The sequence below is a fragment of the Microcella sp. genome (assembly GCF_033763155.1).
In the GTDB taxonomy this organism is placed as follows: domain Bacteria; phylum Actinomycetota; class Actinomycetes; order Actinomycetales; family Microbacteriaceae; genus Microcella.
The window spans coordinates 1-3,333 of record NZ_JANRKZ010000243.1 but is presented as its reverse complement, the minus strand read 5'-3'; the positions used below and the strand labels follow the sequence as shown (position 1 = coordinate 3,333).

The window sequence follows — 3,333 nt, the reverse complement described above, 5'->3', positions numbered from 1 at the left end:
TGCGCAAGGCATGGGAACTCGTCATCGAGCGCGCCGACGAGTTCGCTCTGCTCATGACGCTCGAAATGGGCAAGCCGCTCGCTGAGGCCCGCGGCGAGGTCACCTACGGCTCAGAGTTCTTGCGCTGGTTTAGTGAAGAAGCCGTGCGCATTACGGGTCGCTTTGGCTCGAACCCCGAGGGCACCGGAACCATCGTCGTGTCGCACGCGCCGGTGGGCCCGTCGTTCCTCATCACTCCCTGGAACTTTCCGCTCGCCATGGCCACTCGCAAGATCGCTCCGGCGATCGCCGCGGGGTGCACCTCGATCATCAAGCCCGCCGCACTCACGCCGCTGACGACGATGTACTTCGTCAAGACGCTCGAAGACGCGGGGCTGCCCAAGGGTGTCGTCAACGTCGTCACGACCGCGAAGTCGGGCGCGCTCTCGGCCGAGATCATCGCTGACCCCCGTTTGCGCAAGCTCAGCTTTACGGGCTCGACCGAGGTCGGCCGTGTGCTCATGAAGCAGGCCGCCGACGGCATTCTGCGCACCTCGATGGAGCTCGGCGGCAACGCCCCCTTCGTCGTGTTCGCCGATGCCGACCTCGACAAGGCCATCGACGGCGTCATGCTCGCGAAGTTCCGCAACATTGGCCAGGCCTGCACGGCGGCCAACCGCATCCTCGTTCAGCGCGATGTCGCCGACGAGTTCAGCCGTCGCGTCACCGAGCGCGTCGCCGCCATGAAGATGGGCCGCGGCACCGAAGAGGGCGTGCAGATCGGCCCGCTCGTCGACGACAACGCCGTGAAGGGCTCGCACGAGCTGGTTCAGGATGCCGTCTCGCGCGGGGCTACCGTCACGACGGGCGGCCAGATTCCCGATGGCCCCGGCCACTTCTACCCGGCGACGGTCATCACGGGCGTTGCCGCGGGCACGCGCTTGCTCACGGAAGAGATCTTCGGCCCGGTGCTCGCGATCGTTCCGTTCGACACCGAAGACGAGGCCGTTGACCTCGCCAACGCAACCGAGTACGGGCTTATCTCGTACGTCTACACGCAAGACCTGGCCCGCGGAATGCGCATGATCGACCGCCTCGAGACGGGCATGATGGGGCTCAACGCGGGCGTCATCTCGAACGCCGCAGCGCCCTTCGGCGGTGTCAAGCAGTCGGGCATCGGCCGCGAGGGCTCGCTCGAAGGCATCGACGAGTACCTCACGACGAAGTACACCTTCGTGCCGAAGGCCTAGGTCTCACACACTTCCGCTGCCGGGCGCTGTGGTGGCCGCCCGGCAGCGGATCTCTCCGGTGAGCTCGCTCGTTACTCGGGCGAAGCGGGCGCAGCGAGAGAGCCGCGCGCGATGAATTCGGTCGGCAGCGTGATCATGACGGGGTCGTGCCCGGGGTCGGCGATGCGTTCGAGCAAGAGGCGCACGGCCGACTCGCCAACCTCTTCAACGGGGCGTGCGACGACGGCGATGCCCGGCGAGAAGGCCGACGCCCAGGGGCTGTCGTCGACCGTGACAATCGAGATGTCGTGGCCCACGCGCATCCCGCGCTGGGCGATGACGCGCAGCGACGCGATGAGCATGTCGTTGTTCGAGCAGAACACGACGGTCGGCGGGTGGGGTTCATCGAGCATCGAGGCGATAGCGCTCTCGGCCGCCTCGGCGGAGTCTTGGGCGAACCGCCACTGTTCAGACAGCACTCGATCGCCCGCGGCAATTGCCCCCGCGCGAAACCCTTCGACGCGCTCGCGCACGGTCGAGATCATGGCCTCGGGCTGACGATCGGTGAACCCGTCGACGCCGACCGTCGAGATCAAGAACCCCAGGCGCCGGTGCCCGAGCGCGATCGATTCGTCCACTGCTCGGCGCGTGCCGAGGCGGTCGTCGGTCGTGACCGAGCTCAGGCGCGCGTCGTTCGTGTAGCGGTCAAGCAACACGACGGGCTTGCCATTCACCTGGTCAGCGAGCAAATGGTCAGAGTTTTCATGCAGTGAGGGCACCACGAGAATGCCGTCAACCTGTTTGTCGAGCATCGTCTGCACAGCCGCGAACTCGACCGAAATCTCTTCATCGGTGTTCGAGATGATCACCTGGTAGCCGTTGGCGCGCGCGGTGTCGACGATCGACTTGGTCACGCGATCGAAGAAGGCGTTGGTGAAGTCAGCGATGACTACGAGGCCGATCGTCGTGGTCGACCCAATGCGCATTGATCGCGCGAGTTCGTTGGGCCGATAGCCCAAGCCGTCAGCCGCATCGCGCACGCGGTCGATGGTGGCGGCGGCTACGCGGCCATACCCCGAGAGGGCACGGGATGCCGTGGCCAACGACACGCCAGCGGCCGCCGCGACGTCGGCAATGGTGGGAGCGCTCGGCTTCTGCACTGAGGCACGACTCCTTGGGGTCGTTGGGCGTGTCGCACGAAAAGATTTGCGTTCGACGCTTCTGAGTGTAATCATTGCCTATCAAGTGCGAGAACGTTCTCGCACTCAACACCCTTTCGCGACAACGACGTCCGCACAGCGTTCGGCACGGAGTCGCGACTCAACCACTGGAGAATCGCATGAAGACCCCGTTCCGCACAGTCGCGGTTGTCGGCGCCCTTGCTGCCGCCTCGATCGCCATCACCGGTTGCACCACCACCACGGAAACCGGCGGTGAGCCCGCAGCCGACGACATCTCGATCGCATTCGTCATGGGTGCCGAGTCCGACCCGTTCTTCCAGGCCATGAAGGTTGGCGCTGAAGAAGAGGCCGCCGCTCAGGGCGTTGAGCTCATCTGGCAGGGCGACCCCGCCAACTACTCGGCCGAGACCCAGATTCCGATCGTTGACGCCGTGCTCGCGCAGCAGCCCGACGCTCTTGTTCTGATCCCGACCGACCCGGTGGCTCTGCAGGCCTCGGTCGACAAGGCCGTTGCCGCCGGCATCGTTGTTGCCAACGTTGACACGCGCGTCGAAGACCTCAGCAACGTGCTGACCTTCATCACGGGTGACAACACCGACGGTGGCGCCAAGGCCGCCGACGCTCTCGCCGCCAAGATCGGCTACGAAGAGGGTGGCAGCTACGAGGTCGTCGTTGGTCTGACGAGCCCCACCGCCACCACCAACGTGGGTCGCCTCGACGGCTTCACCGCGCAGATCGAGGCCGAGTACCCCGGCATCGAGATCGTTGACGTTGCGTACTCGGAGTCGAACCCCGAGAAGGCCGCCACGAACGTGAACAACTGGCTCACCAAGTACCCGGGCCTTGATGGCATCTTCGCCATCGACGGCACGAACGCGTCGGGTGCCGCTGCGGCGCTCGAGGCCAAGGGCCTGGTTGGCACGATCGGTCTCGTCGGCTACGAC

At 65.6% G+C, this 3,333-nt stretch carries 3 protein-coding genes; 2 read left to right on the top strand and 1 reads right to left on the bottom strand.

All coding sequences use genetic code 11. From position 1 onward, the window contains the following. Positions 1-23 precede the first annotated feature (23 nt). On the top strand, positions 24-1,229 hold the full coding sequence (locus SFU54_RS10560) for an NAD-dependent succinate-semialdehyde dehydrogenase (RefSeq protein ID WP_413466603.1): 1,206 nt from the start codon (positions 24-26) through the stop codon (positions 1,227-1,229). A gap of 71 nt (positions 1,230-1,300) precedes the next feature. Here the strand turns inward: SFU54_RS10560 and SFU54_RS10555 are convergent, their stop codons facing one another. After that, the gene (locus tag SFU54_RS10555; RefSeq protein ID WP_319016235.1) at positions 1,301-2,368 is read right to left on the bottom strand and encodes a LacI family DNA-binding transcriptional regulator; all 1,068 of its coding nucleotides are present in this window, start codon (positions 2,366-2,368) and stop codon (positions 1,301-1,303) included. A gap of 179 nt (positions 2,369-2,547) precedes the next feature. Between SFU54_RS10555 and SFU54_RS10550 the strand changes: the two genes are divergently transcribed. After that, positions 2,548-3,333, top strand: a 786-nt coding sequence (locus SFU54_RS10550; RefSeq protein WP_319016234.1) for a substrate-binding domain-containing protein, incomplete at its 3' end; no start/stop codon positions are given.